This is a genomic window from Stagnihabitans sp. (genome assembly GCF_964946895.1).
Genome location: NZ_CBBQHX010000003.1, coordinates 15,216 through 36,801, shown reverse-complemented (window position 1 = coordinate 36,801; position 21,586 = coordinate 15,216). Strand labels below are relative to the sequence as shown.

General features: G+C 62.9%; 21 protein-coding genes. 4 read left to right on the top strand and 17 right to left on the bottom strand.

Features of this window, described 5'->3' with window-relative positions:
* The first annotated feature begins 118 nt into the window (after positions 1–118).
* Positions 119–1,066 carry a 3-hydroxyacyl-CoA dehydrogenase gene (locus AC1Y2B_RS02535; protein WP_482251480.1) on the top strand — a complete coding sequence of 316 codons (948 nt, stop codon included), beginning with the start codon at positions 119–121 and terminating at the stop codon, positions 1,064–1,066.
* A 15-nt stretch (positions 1,067–1,081) separates the two neighbouring features.
* Here the strand turns inward: AC1Y2B_RS02535 and AC1Y2B_RS02530 are convergent, their stop codons facing one another.
* The 7 genes from AC1Y2B_RS02530 to AC1Y2B_RS02500 form a co-directional block, all read right to left on the bottom strand.
* On the bottom strand, positions 1,082–1,606 hold the full coding sequence (locus tag AC1Y2B_RS02530; protein ID WP_482251479.1) for a VOC family protein: 525 nt from the start codon (positions 1,604–1,606) through the stop codon (positions 1,082–1,084).
* Positions 1,603–1,902 carry a putative quinol monooxygenase gene (locus AC1Y2B_RS02525; RefSeq protein ID WP_482251478.1) on the bottom strand — a complete coding sequence of 100 codons (300 nt, stop codon included), beginning with the start codon at positions 1,900–1,902 and terminating at the stop codon, positions 1,603–1,605. The genes AC1Y2B_RS02530 and AC1Y2B_RS02525 overlap by 4 nt, the downstream gene beginning before the upstream one ends.
* Before the next feature lie 22 nt (positions 1,903–1,924).
* Positions 1,925–2,974, bottom strand: coding sequence for a ketopantoate reductase family protein (locus AC1Y2B_RS02520; RefSeq protein ID WP_482251477.1), 1,050 nt, complete (start codon positions 2,972–2,974; stop codon positions 1,925–1,927).
* Between the two features lie 20 nt (positions 2,975–2,994).
* Complete coding sequence (locus tag AC1Y2B_RS02515; RefSeq protein WP_482251476.1) at positions 2,995–3,327, bottom strand: hypothetical protein; 333 nt, start codon at positions 3,325–3,327, stop codon at positions 2,995–2,997.
* 10 nt (positions 3,328–3,337) lie between these two features.
* Entirely contained in the window at positions 3,338–4,183 is an 846-nt protein-coding gene (locus tag AC1Y2B_RS02510) for an intradiol ring-cleavage dioxygenase (protein ID WP_482251475.1), read from the bottom strand.
* A 12-nt stretch (positions 4,184–4,195) separates the two neighbouring features.
* On the bottom strand, positions 4,196–5,275 hold the full coding sequence (locus tag AC1Y2B_RS02505; protein WP_482251474.1) for a maleylacetate reductase: 1,080 nt from the start codon (positions 5,273–5,275) through the stop codon (positions 4,196–4,198).
* A gap of 116 nt (positions 5,276–5,391) precedes the next feature.
* The gene (locus AC1Y2B_RS02500; RefSeq protein ID WP_482251473.1) at positions 5,392–6,459 is read right to left on the bottom strand and encodes a 2,3-butanediol dehydrogenase; all 1,068 of its coding nucleotides are present in this window, start codon (positions 6,457–6,459) and stop codon (positions 5,392–5,394) included.
* A 189-nt stretch (positions 6,460–6,648) separates the two neighbouring features.
* Between AC1Y2B_RS02500 and AC1Y2B_RS02495 the strand changes: the two genes are divergently transcribed.
* On the top strand, positions 6,649–7,566 hold the full coding sequence (locus AC1Y2B_RS02495) for an NAD(P)-dependent oxidoreductase (RefSeq protein ID WP_482251472.1): 918 nt from the start codon (positions 6,649–6,651) through the stop codon (positions 7,564–7,566).
* Between the two features lie 23 nt (positions 7,567–7,589).
* On the top strand, positions 7,590–9,311 hold the full coding sequence (locus AC1Y2B_RS02490) for an extracellular solute-binding protein (RefSeq protein WP_482251471.1): 1,722 nt from the start codon (positions 7,590–7,592) through the stop codon (positions 9,309–9,311).
* Positions 9,312–9,323: 12 nt separating this feature from the next.
* Here AC1Y2B_RS02490 and AC1Y2B_RS02485 read toward each other — a convergent pair whose 3' ends face one another.
* The 7 genes from AC1Y2B_RS02485 to AC1Y2B_RS02455 form a co-directional block, all read right to left on the bottom strand.
* A complete protein-coding gene (locus tag AC1Y2B_RS02485; protein WP_482251470.1) occupies positions 9,324–11,837 on the bottom strand; it encodes an ATP-binding cassette domain-containing protein in 2,514 nt (837 codons plus the stop codon).
* Positions 11,838–11,903: 66 nt separating this feature from the next.
* Entirely contained in the window at positions 11,904–12,959 is a 1,056-nt protein-coding gene (locus AC1Y2B_RS02480; protein ID WP_482251469.1) for a substrate-binding domain-containing protein, read from the bottom strand.
* On the bottom strand, positions 12,940–13,965 hold the full coding sequence (locus AC1Y2B_RS02475) for an ABC transporter permease (RefSeq protein WP_482251468.1): 1,026 nt from the start codon (positions 13,963–13,965) through the stop codon (positions 12,940–12,942). The genes AC1Y2B_RS02480 and AC1Y2B_RS02475 overlap by 20 nt, the downstream gene beginning before the upstream one ends.
* Before the next feature lie 7 nt (positions 13,966–13,972).
* Positions 13,973–14,953, bottom strand: a complete 981-nt coding sequence (locus tag AC1Y2B_RS02470) for a zinc-dependent alcohol dehydrogenase (protein ID WP_482251467.1) — start codon at positions 14,951–14,953, stop codon at positions 13,973–13,975.
* A 9-nt stretch (positions 14,954–14,962) separates the two neighbouring features.
* Positions 14,963–15,970: a Gfo/Idh/MocA family protein gene (locus AC1Y2B_RS02465; RefSeq protein WP_482251466.1), complete on the bottom strand. Its 1,008-nt coding sequence runs from the start codon at positions 15,968–15,970 to the stop codon at positions 14,963–14,965.
* Positions 15,967–16,254 carry a YciI family protein gene (locus AC1Y2B_RS02460; protein WP_482251465.1) on the bottom strand — a complete coding sequence of 96 codons (288 nt, stop codon included), beginning with the start codon at positions 16,252–16,254 and terminating at the stop codon, positions 15,967–15,969. Before AC1Y2B_RS02460 ends, AC1Y2B_RS02465 begins: the two co-directional genes overlap by 4 nt.
* A gap of 13 nt (positions 16,255–16,267) precedes the next feature.
* Positions 16,268–17,338, bottom strand: coding sequence for an SDR family oxidoreductase (locus tag AC1Y2B_RS02455; protein ID WP_482251464.1), 1,071 nt, complete (start codon positions 17,336–17,338; stop codon positions 16,268–16,270).
* On the opposite strand from AC1Y2B_RS02455, the gene AC1Y2B_RS02450 reads away from it, so the two are divergent.
* Entirely contained in the window at positions 17,322–17,714 is a 393-nt protein-coding gene (locus AC1Y2B_RS02450) for a hypothetical protein (RefSeq protein ID WP_482251463.1), read from the top strand. The genes AC1Y2B_RS02455 and AC1Y2B_RS02450 overlap by 17 nt on opposite strands.
* A gap of 604 nt (positions 17,715–18,318) precedes the next feature.
* Here AC1Y2B_RS02450 and AC1Y2B_RS02445 read toward each other — a convergent pair.
* The 3 genes from AC1Y2B_RS02445 to AC1Y2B_RS02435 all read right to left on the bottom strand — a co-directional run bounded on the left by AC1Y2B_RS02445 (position 18,319) and on the right by AC1Y2B_RS02435 (position 21,573).
* Positions 18,319–20,127, bottom strand: a complete 1,809-nt coding sequence (locus tag AC1Y2B_RS02445) for an Ig-like domain-containing protein (RefSeq protein ID WP_482251462.1) — start codon at positions 20,125–20,127, stop codon at positions 18,319–18,321.
* A gap of 666 nt (positions 20,128–20,793) precedes the next feature.
* Positions 20,794–21,201, bottom strand: coding sequence for an IolE/MocC family protein (locus AC1Y2B_RS02440; protein ID WP_482251461.1), 408 nt, complete (start codon positions 21,199–21,201; stop codon positions 20,794–20,796).
* Between the two features lie 108 nt (positions 21,202–21,309).
* The gene (locus AC1Y2B_RS02435; RefSeq protein WP_482251460.1) at positions 21,310–21,573 is read right to left on the bottom strand and encodes a hypothetical protein; all 264 of its coding nucleotides are present in this window, start codon (positions 21,571–21,573) and stop codon (positions 21,310–21,312) included.
* Positions 21,574–21,586 lie beyond the last annotated feature (13 nt).

Genomic DNA, 21,586 nt, shown 5'->3' with positions numbered 1-21,586 from the left:
CTCGGCCCGGGTTATACGGCCGCATCAGACGGCACGTCCCTGGCGCGGATGGACCCCGGCACCAGCCTCCCCTAGCATGGCGCCCATGGGCTGCATCATCAACAACTGGGAGAGAAACATGGCCGAAGTTGCGATTGTTGGAACAGGCTTCATCGGCCGGGCTTGGGCAATCAGCCATGCCCGGGCGGGCAACCGGGTGCGGCTGTGGGATCAGGACGCCACCGCGACCGGACGGGCGAAGGATTTCATCGCGGCAATGATGCCTGACCTTGCGGCCCATGATCTGCTGAACGGCAAAAGCCCCGCGCAGATGCTGGATTTGATCCACACAACGACGACCCTCGCCGATGCACTGGACGGCGCGGTGCATGTTCAGGAAAGCACCTTTGAACGGCTTGACGTGAAGATCGCCGTATTCCGCGACCTTGACGCCGCGGCGCCCCCTGGGGCGGTGATTGCCAGCTCCACCTCGGCCCTGCTGCCCTCGACCTTCACGGCCGACCTGCCCGGGCGCGCGCGTTGCCTCGTCGTGCACCCGATCAACCCGCCCTATCTGATCCCCGCCGCGGAAGTGGTCCCAGCGCCCTGGACCTCGCCCGAGACCGTCGCGCGGACCGTGGCCCTGTTGCAGTCAATCGGCCAACGCCCCATCGCCATGAAGCGCGAGATCGACGGCTTCGTGATGAATCGTTTGCAGGGCGCCGTTCTGGAAGAGGCGTTCCGGCTGGTGGCCGACGGCTATGCCTCGGTCGAGGATATCGACACCGGCCTGCGTGATGGTCTGGCACTGCGCTGGTCTTTCATGGGGCCGTTCGAGACGATCGACCTCAACGCCCCGGCTGGAGTGCGCGACTACGTCGAGCGCTACGAAGGGATCTACCGCGACATCTGGCCCGGCACGCAGCGCCGGATCGACTGGAACGGCCCGGTGATCGACGAGATCGAACGGGATCGGCGCAAACTTCTGCCGGCGAGCCGCTTGGCAGAGCGGCAGATCTGGCGCGACCGTCGCCTGATGTCCCTCTTGGCGCAGAAGCGCAAGGCCGACCGTGAGATCGGCGAATAGGGGCTGACCTTGCCGTCAATCCTGAAGCGGTGACCAGAGAGCGCCGGGGTTTTCCTGCGCCACGGCCATGCCCGAAGGATAGCTGACCAGTTCCAGCTGCATCCCCCAAGGAGACAGGAAATAGACCCAGGTCAGGCCCCTCGACGGGCCGGTTTCCATCGTCACGGGTTCCCCCTGCACCGTCAGACCGTGCGATTTGAGGTAAGCCACGGCAGCGGCCATGTCGTGGACGTAAAAGCCAAGGTGATGGCCACCCACGTCGGCGTTGCCGGGCGGAACAAGAACGGCACCGTCCACCTCGTATTCGAACAGTTCGAAATTCGGGCCGTTCATGCAGCGGAACATGCGCAGTTTGCGCAGGATGGCCCGCGGTGGCACGCCAAGCTGCACCTGCATCCAGTCTGTGTCAGATTGGAACGGCCCAATCTCGAACGCGAGGGTGCAGCCGATGACATCGACGAAGAAGCGGGTGGCGGCTTCCATATCGGGCACGGTGAAGCCGATATGGTCGGTGCCTGCAAGACAAGGCAGGCCGCTCATCTTGCGCTGGCCATCGTCATCAGCCGCAACTTCTGCAGTTCGAAGACCTTGTCGCGCACCTCGGCGAAGGCCGTCAGATGCGGAAGGGTCATGTGCTTGTCCCATTCGGCCCGATCGGTCCAGTTTTCATAGAAAGTGAACTCGGCCGGGTCGTCGTTGTCCTGGTGCAGCCAGTATTCCACGCAACCCGGTTCGGCCCGCGTCGGGGCAATCAGGCCCGTCAGAAAGGCGCGGGTCTCCTCGATCTGCCCGTTCAGGGCGCGCAGATGGGCGATCACGGTCAGTTGTTCGGTCATGGTCTTCCTCCCTTGGTCAAGTTCACACGGCAGCCTTGAACGTCGCGATCATCAGGGCTGCATTGTCAGGCTGCGCCGCCAGCCGCCCCGCCTCGATCTCCAGCGCAATCTCGACAACGCGGCGGTTCATCGGCGCGTCGCGGCCCTGTCGCGCCAGAACATCCACGACGACCCCGTTCACATCGGCAATCTCGGCCCGGCGGCCCTTGCGCCAGTCTTGCAGGGAACAGGTCAGCGTGTCTTCGCGCGAGAAGGTCTGCAGGACCTTCTCGAAGATCTGGTCGACATAACGTTCGGGATGGTTGCTCATCACCGGGGGCATGCCGATGATTGGCATGATGGTTGCACCGTCGGCCAAGGCGGCCTGCATCGCCTCATATCCGGCGGCGCGCATCACATCCAACATGCCCGGCGCGCGGGCGGCATCGTTCAGCGCGGTGTTGATGATGGCCGAAGGGATCAGTTCGGCGGCATTGACCACCAACTTCATCCATTTGGCGGAGTGGATCTTGTCTGTGACCTCGACCGTACCGGAGTGGCGCAAAAGGTCGGCCACGGCCTCGACACGGTGTTGCTGAGCAGGGTCGAGGGCCCCCAAGGCGAACCAGCTTTCGTCGTGGTCGTTCTGGCGGTTTGTGACGCCGGGGGTCCACATGTTCGAGGCAATCTCGATCACCGCACCGAGCGTGCGGTGGCGGCCAACAATGGCGGCAATATCCTCATGCGTCATGCCATTCTGCAGGCCGATGATGAAGCCATCTTCTGCCAGAACCGGCTTGATCAGCTCGCAGGCCCAGCGGGTGTCATAGGCTTTGACCACCAGAAACACGAGGTCGAAGGGCTGCTTGATCTCGGCCACCTCGCACAGATGCAGGGCGCGGACGTTGGCGTGGATTTGCCGGGTCGGCATGTTGACCGTGATCCCATTGGCACGGATCGCCTCGACATGGGCGGGCCATTGGTCGATGAAGGTCACATCCAGCCCCGCAAGGGCGAAATCGGTGGCGATGGAGGCCCCCTGAGCCCCGGTTCCCAGAAAGGCGATGCGGGGGGATTTGGTCTTATGGGTCACGGCGGCCTCCAGGGGCGGGTTCATTTCAGGGCGACGTAGGTTTCGCTCGCCAGCATGGCGATGCGGACAGCGGTGTGGGTTCGCGTGGCGGCACCGATCGCGGCTTGCACCCGTTCTGCGACCGCGATCAGCTTGGCCCGGGTCCGGTCTGGGTGGGCAAGGACCTGCAATTCGACGTTCACGCGCGGCAGATCGGCCATCGCCAGAACCGGCAAGACCGCGAACTGGCACGCCGCCACCTCAACCGTGAGGGCCTCGCATAGAAAGGCACGCAAGACGGGCAGCGCCGCCATCAGGTCCGCACGGCACCCCGGCAAAAGCACCTCGTCGACATAGATCTTGACGTTGGGCACCGCCGCCCCCTCACGCCGGAGCCAGAACGAAGGTAAAAGGCGACCGCCAGAGCGTGTCCTGCCCCTCCAGCCGTTCGTATGGTGCGATCAGTGAGGCTTTCACGCCAAACACCGCATCCGAGGTCAGATACGTGTCACCTCCCACGAAGGTGTGGGTGACAAGGCGCTGAAAGCCGGGGGCGGTGATCAGATAGTGCATATGGGCCGGGCGATAGGGATGGCGGCCAAGGTGTCCCAGCATCTGGCCCACCGGGCCGTCATCCGGGATCGGATAGCTGACCGGCTTGATGCCCCTGAAGGCATAGCGCCCGTCCGCCCCGGTCACAAAGACGCCGCGATTGTTGCCCTTGGGCTGGATGCTAGGCTGCTGGACGTCATAATAGCCGTCGGCATTGTCAGACCAGACATCGACCGTTGCCCCGGCAATCGGAGCCCCCGACAGGTCCAGAACCTGCCCCTCGAACAGACAGCTTTCGCCCTTGCCGTCCAGACAGATCGTGTCGCCCATCTGCCGCCGAGGCGCGTTGTCGACGTGGAAGGGACCAAAGACCGTGTTCTCGGTCGCCCCGGCCGGGCGACGGTTGTTGATCGCATCAACCAGCATGGAAAAGCCCAAGACATCCGACAACAGGATGAACTCCTGCCGCTCGGCCGAGCAGATCTGGCCGGTCTTGGTCAGAAAGTCGATGGCCAGATCCCACTCGCCTTGGGTCAGGTGCACGTCCTTGGCGAAGTCGTGCAGGTGACGGACAAGGGCGGACATCACCTCGACCAGTCTTGGGTTTGTGCAAGCCGCGTGACGCGCCGTGACGGTTTCGGTCGAGGTCGCTTCGCTGAAAGTGCCGTGGGTCGACATGGCATAAAGCTCCTAGGGTTGGGCAGGGGCGCCGATCAGGGCGCGCGCCAGCAGGGCGGCGAGTGCCTCGCGTTCGATCGGGCAGGGATTCCAGTAGGGGTTGGCCGTGGCAAGATCGAGCGCGCGCGGCAGGTCCGCTTCGGTCAGGCCAAGGGCCGACAGCCGGGTCGGCGCGCCGATGCGGGCGGCAAAGGCGGCCAGGCCCTGATGCGCGGTGGCGGTGCCGAAAATCTCGGCCACCGGGCGCAGAAGATCGGGCACCGCGGCCTCGGTATAGGCCACGGCATGCGGCAGGATGACGGCGTGGGTTTCGGCATGGGGCAGGTTGAACCCCCCACCAAGCGCGTGGCACAGCTTGTGGTGCAAGGCCATCCCGACTTGGCCCAACACGGTGCCACAGAGCCAGGCGCCATAAAGCGCCTCGCCCCAATCATGGTCTTGCGGCTGGCCAGAGGTGAGGTTGGGCAGGGCATGGGCCAGGGCGCGGATGCCCTCGAGCGCCATGAGCGACGAGATCGGGTTGCGGTCACGGGCATAAAGCCCCTCCACCGCGTGGGCAATCGCGTTCATGCCGCTGCACACAACCATCTGCGGCGGCAACGAGCGGACCAACGCCACATCATAAAGGATCACCGTCGGCCGCACGCGCGGGTCGGTCAGCGTGGTTTTGCGACCGCCCTCGGTCTGGCCAAGAATCGGCGTCGCCTCCGAACCCGCGAACGAGGTGGGGATCACGATCTGCGGCAAGCCCGTCCGCAGGGCCAGCGCCTTGGACAAGCCGGTGGTCGAGCCACCGCCAATCGCCACAAGGCAGTCGGCGCCACGGTCGTGCAAAAGGGCCAAGGCGCGTTCAGTGACCTCGACCGGGGTGTGCATTGTTGCCCCGGCGAAGTGACCCGCCGCCAAAGGCCCAAGTGCTGCCACCAGCGCCTCGCCAACGGCCGCCTGTTCCGGTGTCGTCAGCACAAGCACCCGGTTGCGACCAAGGGCTGCAACCTCGGCAGCCACTTTTCCTTGCGCCCCGGACGCAAAAACGACGCGCTGCGAGGCAGAGGAATACGCAAATTCGGGCAGAAAAAGTGATGCGGTCATGGCGGCCCCGGTGAGGAATGGTCAGGTGGTCCTGCCAGCGGCGACGCGGGGGTTTCACACCCCCGCACCCCCGTGGGATATTTGTGCCTGAATGAAGACGGCAGCGTCGGTCCGGATCAGGTGCGGACGAGGATCTTCAGGTGTTGGCCCGAGGGATCCAGCAGTGCCTCGAAGCCCCTGGACACCACATCGGCGGCGTCGATTCGGGCGGTGATCACCTTTTCCACGGGGAAATTGCCCGAGGCGATCAGGCGGGCGATGCGCGGCCAGACCTGAACCGGATAGCACCAGGTTGCTTCGACTGTGATGTCTTTGAGCGCCCATTGCATGGCGTCGATCGAGGCCCGCTTGATGTGCAGACCAACCTGCACCACCTTGCCGGCCCGCCGCACCGCATCGACGCAGGCGTTGAGCGAGGCTTCCAGCCCGACACATTCCAGCGCCACGTCAACCCCGACCCCCTCTTCGGTCAGGTCGCGCACGACCTCCAGCAGGTTCTGGGTTTTGGGGTCGACCACGACGGCATAGGGGGCGATCTGGGAAATGATCCGACGGCGGTTGGGGTTGGGTTCGGAGACGATGATCACTGAAGCCCCGGCGGCCTTGGCCGCAAGGATGGTCAGCGCACCAATCGGGCCAGCACCCGAGACCAGCACGGTAGAGCCAGCCGTCACCCCACCACGGTCCACGCCATACATCGCCACGGCTGCGGGTTCGATCATCGCTCCCTGCTCATCGGTCAAACTGTCCGGGATCGGTTGCGCGTTATAGTCCTTGACGACAGCCTGCTCCGCCATGCCGCCCCATTTCCACGACAGGCCCACGCAGCCCATCTTGGGCGACAGGTGGTAAAGCCCGCGCTTGCCGAAATAGTCATCCCGCGGAAACAGCAGTGGCTGGACCGAGATGCGGTCACCCGGCTTCACATGGCTGACGGCCGAACCAACTTTCTTGACCCGGGCCGAAAACTCGTGGCCCAGAATCTGCGGGTTGGTGGCCCCTGTGTAGACATGCGGGGTTTGGGGCGTGACGATGGGCCCGGCGATATATTCGTGCAGGTCCGTGCCGCAGATGCCACTGACGAAGGGCTCGATCAGCACGTCATCGGGCAGCAGCGTTTCGGAAGGCGGCGCAACATCCTCGACTCGGATATCGCGGGCGGCGTGGAAACGGACAGCTCTCATGTCATCCTCGACGGTTTTGGGGGTGGTGCCTGCTGAATGGCATGCAGGATTGCCAGATTGCCCCCTGATTAGCAAAGCCGATCCGCGGCAAGGTGGTCCTTTTTATCCATTCCGGATGATTCTCTCACAAAGGGAGGGCGATGATCGGGCTAACGTAACCCTGCCGCAGTTCGTACCGGAGACTCCATCGTGACCACACCTCAGACAATTCCCAATGAAATCGGCTGGATCGGTGTGGGCAAGATGGGCAATCCGATGGCCACGCGCCTGATCGAAGCCGGTCACAAGCTGACCATCTGCGATCCGGTGGCCGAGAACCGCGCCAGTCTGGTGGCGCGCGGGGCGCAAGTGTCGGCGTCGGCCGGGGATCTGGCGCAGCGCTGCGGGGTGATCTTCGTGACGATCCCGAATGACGCGGTTCTGGCCGAACTGGTCGACGACACCACTGATCACAGCGGCTTTGTCGGCCAGATCGCGGCTGGCACGGTTCTGGTTGAGATGAGCACCGTCTCGCCGCAGATCTCGGAACGCGTGGCGCGCATCATGGCGCGGCGCGGCGTGGCCTATCTGCGCTGCCCCATCTCTGGCAGCACGGCGCTGGCGCGCGCGGGCAAGCTGACCGCGCTGGCATCCGGCGACAAGGCCGCGTGGGATGTGGCCTCGCCGCTTCTGGACCTGCTGGCGGTGCGGAAATTCTATCTTGGACCGGGCGAAGAGGCCCGCTTCATGAAGCTGGTGCTGAACACGCTGGTCGGCGCCACCTCCTCGATCCTGGGCGAAGCGTTGGTCTTGGGAGAGCGCGGCGGGCTGACCCCGGCACAGATGATGGAGGTGATCACCGAAAGCGCGGTCGCCTCGCCTCTGATCGCCTACAAGCAGGAAATGATCGCCCAGATGGACTTTGCCCCGGCCTTCTCGGTCACCCAGATGATCAAGGATTTCACCCTGATCACCGAAGCCGGGCGCGACAAGCAGGTGCCGATGTTTGTGGCGAACATGATCCTGCAGCAGTATACAGCCGCCTCGAACGCGGGATATTCCGAACAGGATTTCTTCTCGTTGTTTGACTGGATGCGGGTGGCAGGCGGGCTGGCAGATCAGACGTAGGACTGCGGTACTTAAGGACGGACATGACACGCAACACGGGCAAGCTTTCGGACCACGAACTCAGCCGGGTCATCGACTTTCTGCGCAAGATCCGCCAGCCGTTCGACGCCAGCATTCCCGGGGCGAAATCAGACCCCTACTGGAACATCGTGCTGGAGTTGGTCGACAGCCACATCCAGCAGCGTTCGGTCGATCTGTCCACTTTGGTGGAATTGAGCCAGGCAAGCTGGGGTACGGCCAACCGGCTGATCACCAAGCTGATCGAGGATGGCCTGATCATCCGCGTCCCGCGTGGCCCCAAGCACAAGACGACCTTTCTGGCACCCAGCGAAGACTTGCTGGGCCATTTCATCGACTATGCCTCGCAGGTCAAAGCACAGCTGGCAAAGACCTTCGGCCTGCGCTCGGGCAGCGAGACGGACGAATATTATTTTGGCGGCTCTTATTTCGCCGCCCATATCATCTCGCCGGTTCAGGGGTCCGACATCAGTTCCTCGGCCCTGCGCAACCTGCGGTTCCTGCTGCACGATGACAATTACTTCGCCAGCATGCGCAACATGTGGTCGGATTTTCGCAACGACATCGGGCGCAAAAGCAGTTTCGACCTGCGCCACCTGCCCGAACTCTATGCTCAGGCCGAAGTGGCGCTGACCGATCCCTCCACCGCCTATGACGTGGTGGCGGTCAATATGCCGTGGTTGGGGCGCTTTGCCGATGCGGGGTTTCTGGCCTCGCTGGATGACGTGCTGCCGCAGGCCCCGATCAACCCGTTGGACTTTCACCCTTCGGTCTGGAACACCGGCCGCTGGAATGGCCAGCACTACGGCATTCCGATCTATTGTACGGTGGAAATCCTGACCGCCCGGCGCGATCTGTTCGAAGCGGCCGGCTTGAGTTACCCGCGCACCTTCGACGAAACGATCGCCGCTGCCCGCGCCCTACATCGGCCAGACAAAGAGCAATACGGCATATCCTGGAACGGTGCGCGCGGCATGACGATTGCCCATGCCTTCATGTTCTTTCTGGCCTCCTCGCAAGGCTCGGTCATCGACATTCCGCGCAAGACGGAAAACTGGCTGGACAGTTTCGACCCGCGCGCTCTCAAGCTGCGGATCAACAGCGAAGAAGGGCTGGCTGCGCTGGAATACATGCGCCAGTTGGTCGAGGTCTCGCCGCCGGGAGTGGATACCTTTGACGCGGACCGCAACCTGGAATGCTTCATGTCCGGGTCTGCCGCGATGAGCTATGCTTGGACCATGCGGGCAGCACGGCTGGAACATGAGCTAAGCTCAAAGGTCAAGCGCCGGGTGGCCTATCTGGCACCGCCGGTTCTGAAGGGGCGTCAAGTCACCGCGCCTGTGGGTGGCTTCCTGCTGACCATTCCGACCTATGTCGCCCCCGAGCGCAAGCGCGAGATCCTGAACGCCATCGCCTGGATGGCCTCGCCCGAGGCGATGAAGGCCCATGTGCGCAATGGCTTCCCGGTGGCTCCGCGCTTTTCGGTTTGCGCGGACCCCGAGGCGCTGGCCTCATCGCCGATCGTCAGCTTTATCGACCGGATGGCACGGCGCAACGAACTCAACACCTGGTCGCGCCCGCCAGTACCGGAATATGTTGAGATCGAGCGCATCCTTGGGGCAGAGGTGTTTGCGGCGGTCTTTGAAGGCAAGGCCCCCAAACGCGCGCTGGCAGATGCCGAAGCCGCCGCCTATCGCTGCATCAAAGAGCGGACGGGGGCGGTTTAGGCCCCCTGCCCCTCAATGTGGGGCCGCCGCACGCTCGCGCACGGTGGCGTAGATCAGCGCGGCCATCAGGATCAGCGCGCCCTGGAAGACGTATTGGTAGGTCTGCGACAGGCCAAGGAACGACACCGCGTTCAAGACTTCGGTCAACAGCAGCGCGCCCAGCACGGTGCCCACAAAGGTACCCCGCCCACCGCGCAGACTGGTTCCACCCAAGACCACCGCCGTGATGCTGGCAAGTGTGTAGTTCGCCCCCTGCGCCGGATCGCCGACGCCGATCTGCGCCATCAACATGATCGCCCCCAGCACGGTTAGCAGGGCGCTGGCGACATAGCCCGCAACGAAGGTCCGGTCGATGCGCAGACCGATCCGCCGCGCCGATTCCTCGTTCGAGCCGGTGGCGCGCAGGTTCCAACCCAGCCGCCGGTTGCGCAAGACATGCTCTGCCACCAAGGCCAAAACCACCAGCAGAACGAAAGCCACCGGGATCGGCCCGAATTGCCAGGTGATCCAGCCGACAACATCGGCGTCAATGTAGCCGCCGGGGCTGTCGCGCAGGATGAAGCTGCACCCCTGCAGGCCGATGTACATGGCCAGCGTCGCCGCGATCGGTGTAAAGCTGGCGAAGCGGATCAGCAGGCCATTGACCAGCCCCACAAGGACCGCGATGGCCACCATCAGGGCAAGGCCCAAAAGCATCATGGACGCCGGCTGGCCATCGGTGATGAAGAACGAGGCTGCAACCACCAGAAACCCCGCCAAGGGCCCCACAGACAGGTCGATCCCCGCCAAGAGCAGCGCCACCGTCTGCCCCATGGCGATGAAGCCAAGCGCCGTGGCCAGCATCAGGATGTTGCCCACGTTGAACGACGACAGATAGTGCGAATTCTGGCTGAAGCCGTACGACGCCAGCAAGATCATCACGAGGGTCAAGGGCACCGCCGGGGCGTTGTCGCTTTGCACGAAATGCCGCCACCCGCTGGCCTTGGCCTTGGGATGCTGGCTGTCTTCGTGGTCGACATGGGTCAGGGCACTGACGGCGGCGGCCACGATGCGCGCCTCGTCCACATCCGCACCGATCAGGGTTTCCACCACCTGTCCACGCGACATGACGATGACCTTGTCACACAGCCCCTCCAGCTCGGCCGCATCCGACGAGTTGACGATGACCGGAATCCCCTTTGCCGAAACCTCTCGCAGGATCCGGTAGATCTCGGCCCGGGCGCCCACATCAACGCCCTGGGTCGGTTCATCGGCAATGATCACGCCCGGATCCGACAGCAAGGCCCGGGCCATCACCACCTTCTGCTGGTTGCCGCCCGACAGCGACTTGACCGCCGCCTCCATGCTGGGGGCCTTGACGGCAAGGGCGCGGAACGTGTCAGAGACCTGCTCCATTTCCTGGCGCCGGTTGACGATGCCAAAGCTGCTGAACTTGCCCAAGGCCGAGATGGCAGCGTTCTCGCGGATTGTCAGACCACCGGCCAGACCCTCGGCATGACGGTCCGAGGGCATGAAGGCGGCCTGGTGCAGCAGATCATGGTGCGTCAAAGGCTTGCCGCCCAACAGCACCTGTCCTTTGGATGGCAGCAAACCGGCCAGCGCCCGCATCAATTCGGCTTGGCCATTGCCGGCCACACCGGCCACACCCAGGATTTCACCCCGCGCCACAGAGAAGCTGACACCGCTGAACTGTTTCCCCGTCAGACCCGTGACAGCGAAATTGACCTCGCCGGTGTCATGCGCCTTCGGCGGAAAGGCAGATTCCAGACTGCGGCCGACGATCATGCCCAACAGGTCCTGATCACTGACGTCGCGCACAAGGGCTGTCCCCTGCATCCGTCCGTCCCGCAGCACGGTCACGCGGTGGGCAATCTGGCGCAGTTCGGCCAGACGGTGGGTGATATAAATAACAGCGGTTCCGGCCTTGACCACCTCGCGGATGCGGGCGAACAGCAGGTCGGTGGCATCTTGGTCAAGCGAAGCCGTCGGCTCGTCCAGGATCAGCACTTTCGGCTTCATCGCCAACGCCTTGGCGATTTCCAACAACTGCTTTTGTGCCACCGTCAACAGATCGCTGCGCGCCTGTAGCGGCACGGTCAGACCCACCTGATCCAGCATGGCTTGCGCCACGTCACGCGGCGGCTTGCCCGCGAACAGGGCGGCAGGTAACGAAACACGCAGGTTTTCCAAAACGGACAGGTCGTCCAGAATGGCCGGATGCTGGTAGGAAATCGCAATTCCCAATTGCGCCGCCGCTTCTGGCGACATGGTGGCCACCGCGCGGCCCTCAAATTCAATCGTTCCGATCTGCGGACGCACGGCACCGACAATGATGTTCATCAGCGTCGATTTGCCCGCGCCATTCTCGCCCAGAATGGCGTGAACCTCTCCGGCGTTGAAGGTCACGCTGACATCGGTCAAGGCCGCGATGCGCGCATAGAACTTCGAGATGCCCGACAGCTTCAGGATCGCAGCACCCGTCCCGATTGTATATCCGTCATCCAGTGCCACAGTCATATCCCGCATGTCAGAACCACCTCTTGTGGTCATAAAAATCGCGGCCCCGGGTGCAAGACCCGGGGCCGCAACGGCTTACTTGTTCACAGCTTTCGCCTGATCGTCACCCGACATGGTGGCGGACAGGTAGATCGAGCCGGGCAGGTCCTTGCGGCACTGCACAGCGCTCGGCTTGCCCGAAACGGAGTCTTCGAAGACCGGAGCCTTGAAGATTTCCGCCGTCGGCAGTTTGCCACCGGTCGCCTCAGCCACGGCCCATTGCACGGCCAGACGCACGTTGTCGTTGCCAGTTGCCACGGTGAACAGCTTGAAGTCCGGGTTGTCCTTCACGTTGTCGGCCCAGAAGCAGCCCAGCGAGTTGCCGTCAGAGGTGGCCAAAGCCGGGATGGACCGGTTGAACTTCTTGAACACCGGCAGCGCGCCAACCAGCGACGGCCCGAAGTCAGACACGATCACGTCGATCTTGTCGTTCTTGGCAATCTCGGCCGACAGGACTTGCTGGGTCAGAGACGGGTCCCAGTTGGTGACGTCGAAGGGTGCGGGGTTGATGAACTTGTAGCTATCACCCAGCACGGTCTTCATGCCGGCCAACTCGTCCAGACCCTGGCTGTTGCCTGCCGGACCCGACAGGAACAGCACGTTGCCGCCCTTGGGCAGAATGCCCTTGATCCAGTTGCCCCACGAAACACCGTCGTCCTTGAACGAGGACCCGATGAACTTGGTGTAGTCCTTGCCCGCCTCGCCGCCAACGTCGACACGGTAAGGCACCACGATGGCCCCAGCTGCCGTCGCCGCCTTCAAGGCCGGCAGAACTGCCGGACCTGCATCCCCGAACACCACAAGTGCGTTGATGCCCTTTGCGGCAAAGCTCTTGATGTCCGAGATGGCCTTCTGGGTGTTGCCCTGACCGTCGGCATATTCATAGTCGGTGATCGAGGGGCAAAGGGCTGCTTCCGCAGCACCCGATGCCGTCGTCACCAGACGCCAGCTGTTGCCGCCAAACCCGTCCAGCAGCGCCAGCGAGGCCTTGTTGGGGCCGCACCACGACGGGGTGTCGGCCATGGCCACGCCTGCAAGGCTCAGCACCGATGCGGCAAGGGCCAGTGACCCCTTAAGATACGATAGCTTCATCTTCTTCCTCCCGATTGGATAGTTTGTTGATCTTGTTAAGAAAACTGGGCAGGCGGATCGAATAGATGCCGATGCCCAACCCAAGCGCGAGCGCTTGAATGATGGTCTGAGCCGAGTAGGGCACGCCAACGGCGAAGGCGAACTGGCTCAGTTGATTGAGAAACAGGGCTGCGATGGCGGTTGAGATGGGAAACCCCCGGCCCCCCAGCAGCGAGGTGCCGCCAAGCACAACCACCGCGACCGAGGGCAACAGAAGGCTATCGCCCTGAAACGCCGTCGGCTGTGTGGTGATCCCGGCAATCAGAAGTCCCGCCGAGCAGTAGAACAGTTGTGCCAGGACATAAGCCATCATCTGGTACAGCCGCACATTCAGCCCGATCGCCGCCGCCGCCAAGGGGTTGGCCCCAATCGCCTCGAACTTGCGGCCCCAAACGGTCTTCTTCATCGCAAAGACCGTCACGATCAGGATCCCCAAGGCGAACCAGACCGAATGGCCGACGCCAAAGCTGTCACCGCCCGCGATCTGCGCCAGAAGTTCGGTCGTGATCCGGGGCACGCCGCCAGACACGGCAAATACCCCCCCATAGATCAGCGCATTCATCCCGATGGTTGCCACGATGGCATTGAGCCGAACGAAGCCGACCAGCAGCCCGTTGACCACGCCCGCCGCCACGGCACAGGCATAGGCGATCAGCACCGCTGGCAGCAGCAGTGCGTTGTCGCCCGCCGGGTAATGCGTTGCCAGCACCACCGAGAGAGAGACCCCTCCGGCAACCGACAAATCAAACCCGCCCTGCTGCACGACCAGCATCTGCCCCAGCCCAACAATCATCAGGATGGCTGCGAAGGGCAGGCTTCCCGCCAGCGCCCCCGCCGCCACGCTGGACGGCGCGAAGGCGTAGCACAGGCCGATCAGCACACCGGTGGAGATCACCACCGTGACAAACCCCTTGGCCAAGGCAAAGCGCGAGACCTGTCTGGGCTGTTTGCGTGGGGTTTGGGTCATGGTGTCCTCAGGCGATCTGCAGGGTGACTTTGACAGCCGCCTGCGGGTTTTTGCCCAGCTCCAGCGCCTCAAGCGCATCGTCGAGCTTGAAGTGATGGGTCTGGATCGGGCTCAGGTCGATGCCGGTCTTTTCCAGGAAACGGATCGCGGCAGGCCAGACATTGGGCGAGCCGATGCACCCGCGCACCGTCAGATCCTTGATCTGGATCTTGCCAAGTTCCACCGGGAATTTCTGGCCGATGTTGATGCCGACCATGGAAACCTTGCCCTCGGCCCGCGCGTAGTCGAACACATTGGCCAGCGAAGTTGCATGGCCCGCGCATTCCACCACCAGATCGGCGCCACCCTTGGTAAGTTCCTGCACCGCTTCAATGGCATTCCCCGCCGAGGGGTCCACCGTCGCATCCGCGCCCAGTCGCCGGGCGATATCGCGGCGCAGCGGCACCGGATCGACGACGATCACCCGCGCCCCCATGCCAATCGCAGCCGCTGCCGAAACCAGCCCGATCGTGCCGCCACCCGAAATCACCACGGTGTCCGCCGCATTGACCCCGCCATGCCGCATCACGGCGTAGTAGCCGCAGGTAAAGGGTTCGATCAGCGCGCCCTTGGCATTGTCAACGGCATCCGGCAGCTTGTGCAACCACTCGGGCCGGGCGGCGAAGAACTCACGATCCGCACCATCCATCGAGAAGCCAAAGTGGTGAATACGCTCGGGAGTCTTGATGACGCATTCGCCGACCACGCGGTCACCGGGGCGCAGACCTTTGACATTCTTGCCGACTTCCACAACCTCACCCACCCATTCATGGCCGGGTGTGACAGGGTAGCTGATCGGGATGATGTATTGTCCGGCCAGCAATTCGTAGTCCGAATGACAGATGCCGACGCAGATGGAGCGGATCATCACCTCGTTGTCGGTGATCTTGGGCATGCGCACTTGGGTGACAACGGGCTTTTTCGGTTGGTCGAAGATCAGGGCTTTCATCGGTATCTCCTACGCAACGGTTTCGATCTTGCCCGACAGGGCCGAGGCGAAGACCGCCTCAAGAAGGGCAATGTTATCCACCAGATGGGCGGCGGTGATCGGATAGGGCGCGGTGCCCCGCACGGCGCGGGCAAAGGCCACAAGGTTGTCTTTCACGGGCTCGGCTGGCGGGATTTCCACCGTGGTGATTGGCCCGCCCGCCATGGCAGAGGTCACGATCCAGCCATCCGGGCTTTCGACGTGGGCCTTGTCGCGGATGTCGATCCAGCCTTTCGATCCATAGACCGTGAAGCGCGACATGAAGGGGTTGGCCAGCGAGGCCGAGACGTAAGACGTCCCGCCGCCCTTGAACTTGATGTAAGCCGCGACCGTGTCGCCATTGGGCAGGTCAGAGGACAGCTTTTCGCAGATGCACAGCACCGACTCCGCCTGCCCCAACAGCCGCACCGAAAGGTCCAGCAGGTGGATCCCGGTCGCCGTCATGCCGCCCGCCGGGGCCTGATCGGCCTTCAGGCGCCAGTTGTCGCGGTCCAGCGCCAGGAACTTGTCATGGCTGAAGTTCGCTTCGATCTGGTGCAGCCGCCCGAGCGTGCCCGCGTCGGCTTTCGCCAACATATCGGCAATCGGCGGCTCCCAACGGCGTTCGTGGCCCATCCCCAGAATCAGACCCGCATCACGACACAGGGCCACGGCCTTCTCAGCCCCGGCCTTGGTCAAAGCCAGGGGCTTTTCGCAGAAGACATGCTTGCCCGCCGCCACGGCCGCCTCGATCTGGCCACCATGCAGGGAGTGGGGCGTCGCCAGAACGACAGCCTCGACTGCGGGGTCGTTCAGGGCATCGGCATAGTCGCCGGACAGGGGAATGCCGCGCTCCGCACAGAGTGCCGCAACAGACTCCACCATTGGTTCCACCGCCCGCACCACGCGGATATCGCCCGGGGCGGCGGCCAGCACGTTCAGCATCTTCTTGCCCCACCAGCCAAGGCCGATCAGGGCTATTCCAACGGGTTGGCTCATGACCGGTTATCCACGCGCTTGAGGAAGGGGCGGATCGAGATCGTGGCCCAGAGCCCCGCCTTGAAGAACGGGTCTGCCTGGTTGAAGGCCTGAACCTCGGCAAGGCTTGCTGCCTCCACCACGAAACAACTGCCGATCATCGTTGTCTCATCATCGGCCATCAACGGACCGGAAATCACGGTCTTCATGCCGGCAGAGCCGAGATAGGCCTTGTGCGCCTCGTAATGCTCCAGACGTTTCTGGACGAAGCCTTCGTGGTCAAGGCAATGGATGACATAGTGCATGGGGACTCTCGCCTTACGAAGGGATGATCTGACGGGCGCGCAGCTCGTCGAAGACGTCGAAGAAGCTGTGGTTGGTCTGCTGATAGGCAGTGAAGCCAAGGGCGCGGGAGTTGGTCATGTCGGTGAAACATTCCAGCGTCCGGCCAAGATCAGCGTCCGAGTGCCACCACGACGCCAGCTTGTTCACCGGAATATCCTGCAAACCATGCTTGGCGACGATCTCGGCCCAGATCGCAGGCGCATCGGCCATCTGGCTTTCCAAAGTGACCGGATGGCCGGGGTACTCCCCCACCGGAAGCCCGAAATAGCCGGCTATCTGCGCCCACAACCAAGTCCAGCGGAACAGGTCGCCGTTGACGGTGTTGAACGGTGTGTTCTCGGCCCCCTTGGTCGTGGCCGCCCAGTGCAGTTGCTTGGCCAGAATGCGCGCATCCGTCACGTCGGCCACGGCATTGTATTGCTCTGGCGAACCCGGGAAGGTGAAGGGCCGCCCTGTATGCTTGCAGATCGACGCATAGCAGGCCAGCGTCACCGCCATGTTCATCGCATTGCCGATGACAAAACCAATCATCGTATGCGGGCGGTGCACGGTCCAGCTGAAGCCGCGCTTGGCCGCATATTCGAACAGCACATCTTCCTGCGCATAGTAGAAGTTCAGCCCCGGCAGACGTGGGCTGCTTTCCAGGAACGGCGTGTAGGGCTTGACCTTGGCATAGTCGTCGAAAGAGCCGAGGTAATGCTTCAAGCCCGTAACCAAAGCAGCATGCCGGATCGGCGCATCCGCCAGACCCTCGAACAGGTTGCGGATCATCAGGGCGTTGACGCGGACATTCTCGGCCTCGTCCTTTTGGCGCGACCAGGTGCAGAAGAAGACATGCGTGACGTCCGATGCCGCTTTCAGCGCGGCAAGGCTGGCCGCGCCATCCTCCAGATCCGAAGCGATGTGGCGATCGGACCACGGCAGATCGGCGGGGCTGCGCGACAGCGTCACCACCGTCCAGCCTGCGGCCTTCAGATGTTGGCCGGTGTAGCTGCCCGACAGCCCGGTCGCCCCGACGATCAACGCGATGTTTTCTTTGCTCATCTTCCAGAACTTTCCATTCGTGACTTTGCTGTGGGGAAACCGGCAGAAACAGAGCGCTGGCACCTTGAATGCCGAAGACCATAGCCTGCACGCGCAGGTCAAAGACTTTGCCCCTCCTCGCAGCCTCCCCGCTGCATCGGCCCCATCCTTCACGTGGCGTGACACCGGATTGGCTGACCATCGAAAGGTAACAAACAATCCCGACGCGTCGGCGATTGATTTCTCCGGATCGGATAAATCGAAACGGTTCGGCGCAAGAGTTCATGCAAGGCAGGGCAAAGCCATCGATCCGGCGCCTCTGGCAGGCTGGACAACCGGTTTCCGGTGCGCCGACACGGGGATCGGGCCTGCGGGATTCTGGCTGTTGGCCAGGTAATATCCAAAATGGATTTAATGGCAAATCCGGTGCTTGATCCGCACCGGCATCACGGTGCCCTGCACGGGGCTTGCAGGCCAAGGACGCAATCGGACGACCACAATCCTGTGCCGCTCCGTATGAAAAGGTTCTGGTTGGGCCAAAGGTCACAGCGCCCCAGCCCCTGGCGTGACCTTCGGCAATTAGGCTGAGGACGTTGCGCAGTCCGCCGCGGCTGCCCGTGAGGACAGAGCCGCAGAGCTTCGCTGCGCCAGCCGTTGATTTGCAGAAACGCAGGCAGGGCGTCCTGGTGGCCGGACCTGATCTTCGGCGGCCCGAAGACCAGCCTTGCGCCCAGCAGGCCACACCAAGGTTCGGTGCGCGCCAGGCGTGTCAGACTTTGCGCTTGTTGTCCGACGCACCAGCACCGCGCGCCCCGACCAGCCTTCGCAGCACCTTCCCGCTACGCTGGCAGCGACCGGGACCTCGTCAAGCGCCGATGTGGCCGCCACCGTGGCGATGGCGGCAGCCACAGACGGGACCGTTGCAAGCACGGCGCAGGGCAAGCGGGCATCATCAGCGCCCGCAGCCTCGTCAGCGCGACGAACGGCACTGCCCTCTCGGGCTAGAACCGCTGTTCAACCGACAGCTGTGCGCCGGTCTGCGTCATGCCACCGCGGTGTTCGCTGACAAGCTTCGCGCTCAATTGGCCCAATCCGCCGTTCCATTGACGTGTCAGGCCAATTTCGACGCCCGCCCCGCAATCGCGCCGCGTGACGGTGGTCTTGTCCCATTGGCAGACGAACCGTGGTGTCAGCGTCAGCAGATCAAGACTGTCAGGAGCGGCGACGCCGTCCAACGGCACCCGGAATTCTGGGCGAAGCATGATGTTGGCGATTGTGACAGAGCCTGCGTCCAGCGACAGCGTGTCATCCAGCAGGTCGTAGGCCCGGCCCGTAAGGCCAACCTTGCCAATGCTTGTCGTGCCATAGCTGAAGGCCAGTTCCGGCCAAAACTCAAAGGACTTTTCCGCAAGTGTGGTCGTCAGCGCGCCGCCAACAATGGCGGAATGGGTGCCGTAGGTGCTGGCAAGGTCAAGCGTGTCATCTGCCATCCCCAGCGAATTCAAACCCGCTCCGATCGAGGCGAACCCGTCCAGGAAGGTGGTTCTGTCCAATTGATACACCCCGTAAGCGCCGACGCTGAGACCCGAGTGTTGCTGTGCCCCCGCAAAGTCGCCCGAAATGACCGAGCGGCCGAAATCGGCCCCGACATAATATCCGATCTTGGCGCGGTCGGAAATCATCGTGTCCCACGCCAGCTTGGCGTTCAGCATGGCCGTGCTGGTGCCCTGGTGCCCGCTGACGTAATTGAAGTTTCCAAAGAAGACCTGATTTCGGCTGCCATCGGCGGAGCTGTTCCTTTGAAAGAATGTCCCCTTTGACGTTACCTTCGATTCAGTCCCCCGCGTTGCCGCGTCAACGCCGAAGGGAACGCTGCCTGCGGCCTCTTTCGAACCGTGCAGCTTGGACTCGATGAAATCGGTGCGCGCCTGACGTGCCAGACCCTCGTCACTGTCGATGAAGCTTTGCAGCGACTGCCGCGCCATGGCGACCATGATCGCCTTGACCTTGTCGGCCCGGTCAGAGAAGGCGCTGGCAACGTCATGGACGCCGACTGTGACCGTCACGCTGGGGCTGGTGCTGCCGCCATAGGACGCGTCCCCGCCATATGTGGCCGTGATGTCATGCGCCCCGGTGGCAAGCGAGGCGGTCGCCAACGTGGCCACACCGCCACTCAGCGTGCCGGTTCCAAGAGCGCTGGTCCCGTCCATGAACGTCACGGTCCCGGTGGAAGCGGTCGGTGTCACTGTCGCCGTCAGGGTGACGGTGTCGCCAATCCCCGGGCTCGCGGACGAGGTGATCAGGGCCGTCGTCGTCGCTGCGGCGCCAACCGTAACGGTCACGCTGGAACTGGTGCTGCCATCATAAGACCCGTCACCGCCGTATTCCGCCGTGATCGTTTGCACTCCGACCGGAAGCGTCGTCGTGTCCAGCGTCGCCACGCCACCATTCAGCGTACCGGTCCCCAGCGTGTCCGCGCCATCCATGAATGTCACCGTCCCGGTGGCATCCGCCGGCGTCACCGTCGCGGTCAAGGTGACATCCCCCCCAAACGCCGACGTCGCCGAGGACGCTCCCAACGCCGTCGTGCTGGCATATTTGCTGACGTCGAAGGAAAACGTGATGTAATTGTAACAGTTCCAATCCTGCGCCTGAAAGGAAAAACGCGTCGCATCATTGACCGTGATGACAAACGTGTCGGCTGGCGACGTCCAAGGGTCGTTGCTGTAATCCGTGTTGGCGCCGTTCAGCGAGGGCTGGCCATATTGCAGCAACGATCCATTGGCCATGCCCGTGGAGGATGAGGTCAAATTCGAACGTACCGCAGACCGGCAAAAGTAAGTTGTCAGATTGACAACATCCCCCACCTTGACGGTGTCGGTCTGATCCGCACCGGGTTACCCTTGATTGGGGCCAGTCGGCTCATCACAATTGAACGTCTCGTTGATGGTCGCGGCAAGCGTTTGCGAAACGCCGCACAACAGCATGAATGTGCAAAAGAACAGCCGCCAGACTGCGCAATGCGATCATGTCCGAAACATCCTCCAACAGACCGGCGCACGGTCTTGTGAAAAAGCCTCAGACCGGTACCCCGCCGCAAAGCACGATCAAATTCGGTTCATCGCATTGATCCCTCTTGGACAATAGCGCCTGTTCGGGATGCAGTCTGGCAAACTTAAGGGCTTGAACGGAGATTCCGACACCTATTAGTCTGCAACCAGCTTGGACCTGCGCCGGAAACTTAAGATCACAGTCCCCGAAATCGAGCGGCGCACAAGGCATCGAAATCACAATCCCGCATGCAGCGCCAAGGGCTGCCCCCGTTTCCCAGCGTTCGGATCGGGCGCTAGGACGTCAGGGCCAAAGGGCGGTTAGGCCGTGACTTTCGCCACCCAATCGGCATCGAAGGGCCCTTGCCACGCGGTCATGCTGTGCAAGGACGGGCCGTTGGCTGAAGCGGATGCGGCTGGCCACGGTCACTGGACGACCTCATAGCCCGCAGCCGCCATGACGCGGAGCAGTTCCTTATGGCCTTTCTTGGCCATCTCCAGCGGCGTGTTAGCCTTGGGGTCCTGTTCGGCCTTCACCAAGAACCAGCCTTCATCGCCATCGCCCGGCACGGTGAAGGCGCCTTTGACCACAGCATCCAGGAAGCTTTCGCGGCTGCGGTCCAGCCGATCCACCACGTTGCGGCGGATGTCCTTGGTATGGACATGGCTGATGCGTTTGTGGTGGGTGTCGATGACCCGCAGCACATCGCCGCCCGCAAAGGCCATATGGCCCGCGTCAAACACCAAGGGCACGGTGGAGTGCTTCATCAGCGGGTCCAGTTCGGCTTTCGTTTCAATCGCGGCAGCCATGTGGTGGTGGTAGCTGAGCGGCATGCCGTTGGCCGCGCACCAATCGGCGAAGTCGCTGATCTTGCGGCCATTGGCGGAGACTTCCGCCTCGGTCAGGCGGGGTTTAATGGCGAGGGGTGCAGATTTGATGCCCTAAATGGAGCGGGCGGTTTCGCCATAGACGATGCAGGGGGCGCCTGCGGCTTTGAAGAGGGCGTGCTGGGCGGCGATGCGGTCGTTCTCGACCTCGATATCGCCGTCGATCAACAGGCCCGAGAACCCGGCGCCGCAGACAGAGATGCCGTATTTCTTCAGGATCGGCCCAAGTTCATTCATGTCCATCGGGAAGCAGCGGCCTGTCTCCATCCCAATAAACCCGGCAACCGAGGCCTGACGCAGGCACTCGTCAAGGCTCACGTCATCCGACAGT